We start from the raw sequence: 1,955 nt of genomic DNA, 5'->3' as shown, positions 1-1,955 counted from the left end.
ACCCCGGGTGCGGACCCACCCCTAGGGGCTCTCCACCCGTCGGTGGAGCGCTTCTCGGGGGTGCTGCACCCTTCGTCGCGCCGAGCCTCCACCCTCCCCCTGCGTAAGGAGCAAGTGAGAAGGTGTCCCTCGACGGAAATAGATGCAGGGGGAAAGGATCTTCGTGGGCGGCACCCAGGACGACATAGGCCGGACCGACGGCGAGCCGGCCGGCGGCCGCAAGCGCGGCGCGGTGGTCGCCGCCCTCATGCTCTCCATGGCGCTGGCCGCCCTCGAGTCCACGATCATCGCCACGGCCGTCCCGCAGATCGTCGCCGACCTCGGCGGCTTCTCGTACTTCTCCTGGCTGTTCTCCGGCTATCTGCTCGCGGTCACCGTCACGCTGCCCGTCTACGGCAAGCTCTCCGACACCTTCGGCCGCAAGCCCGTCCTGCTCGCGGGCATGGTGCTCTTCCTGTTCGGCTCGCTGCTGTGCGCCGTCGCCTGGAACATGGCCGCCCTGATCGCCTTCCGCATCCTCCAGGGCCTGGGCGGCGGCGCCATCCAGGGCACGGTGCAGACGCTGGCCGCCGACCTGTATCCGCTCAAGCAACGCCCCAAGATCCAGGCCAAGTTGTCCACGGTCTGGGCGCTCTCCTCCGTCGCGGGCCCGGCGATCGGCGGTCTGCTCGTCGCGTACGCGCACTGGCGCTGGATCTTCCTGGTGACCCTGCCCGTGGGCTTGCTCGCGCTGTGGCTGGTCGCGCGCCATCTGCACGAGCCCGTACGGGAGCAGAGGACCCGCCGCCGTATCGACTGGCAGGGCGCTCTCGCCGTGTTCGCCTCCGGCGGCGTCCTGTTGACCGCTCTCGTGCAGGGCGGAGTGGCCTGGCCCTGGCTGTCCGCGCCGTCGCTCGCGCTGTTCGCCACGGCCGCCGCACTGCTCGCCGCGACGGTGCTCATCGAGCGCCGTGCCGCCGAGCCGATCATCCCCGGCTGGGTGTGGAAGCGCCGCACGATCGCCGCGGTCAATCTGGGCCTGGGCGCACTGGGTCTGGTGATGGTCGCGCCGACCGTCTTCATCCCCACGTACGCGCAGTCGGTGCTCCGACTCACGCCCACCGAGGCCGGGTTCGTGCTCTCGGCGATGGTCCTGAGCTGGCCCGTGTCGGCGGCCCTGAGCCAGCACCTCTATACGCGGATCGGTTTCCGCAACACCGCGCTGATCGGTGTCACGGGCGCCGCCCTCGTCCTGGCCGCGTTCCCGCTCCTGCCCTATCCGGGCTCCCCCTGGCAGCCCGCGCTTTTGATGCTGCTGCTCGGCGCCGCGCTCGGCCAGGTCCAGCTGCCGCTGATCGTGGGCGTGCAGTCCACGGTCGGCTGGGCGGAACGCGGCACGACCACCGCCTCCGTCCTGTTCTGCCGCCAGATCGGCCAGACCCTGGGCGCGGCGGTGTTCGGCGCGATCGCCAACGCGGTCATCGTCAGCCGCCTCGGCCCGGACACCGACCTGGACACGGTCGCCCGCACCCCCGGCGACGAAACGGTCCGCCGCTCGATCGACGCCGCCGTCGAATGGGTCCACATCGGCGCCGCCGTCGCCGCGGTGATCACCCTGCTGCTCCTGCTGTTCCTGGCCCCGCGCCGCTTCCCCGTACTGCCGCAGGAGACGGTGGCGGACGAGGCCGTACAAACGGATGAGGCCGTACAAGCCGAAGCGCCCCATGAACCCCCGGCGTCCCAACCGTCGCGTACCGACTGACGAGTTCGCCGGAAACCCCACCCCACCCGGATACCTGCCGGTAACGTTCCGGGCTCTCCCTGCGGTCCCGCCCCGGGCCCGACCCGCGCAAGGAGCAGCCCCATGCACGAGCCGCCCCACGATCCGCGACCGCCGCATCCCCCGTACGAACCGCCGTATCCGCCGTACGAACCGCCGCATCCCCGGCACGAACCGCCCCCGTACGACCCGCACC

At 71.5% G+C, this 1,955-nt stretch carries 1 protein-coding gene; it reads left to right on the top strand.

Annotation, left to right across the window (positions count from 1 at the left end; all coding sequences use genetic code 11):
- Window positions 1-142: 142 nt before the first annotated feature.
- Window positions 143-1,741, top strand: coding sequence for an MDR family MFS transporter (locus G6045_RS40385; protein ID WP_165337228.1), 1,599 nt, complete (start codon window positions 143-145; stop codon window positions 1,739-1,741).
- The last annotated feature ends 214 nt before the right edge of the window (window positions 1,742-1,955 follow it).

Origin of the sequence: Streptomyces mesophilus, assembly GCF_011044995.1 — a bacterium.
GTDB classification, from domain to species: Bacteria; Actinomycetota; Actinomycetes; order Streptomycetales; family Streptomycetaceae; genus Streptomyces; species Streptomyces mesophilus.
This window is presented reverse-complemented; position numbering and strand designations above follow the sequence as displayed.

Bases quoted from the DNA above. Each gene is read 5' to 3' on its own strand.
- G6045_RS40385 (WP_165337228.1), top strand. From the start codon at position 143: ATGCAGGGGGAAAGGATCTTCGTGGGCGGCACCCAGGACGACATAGGC.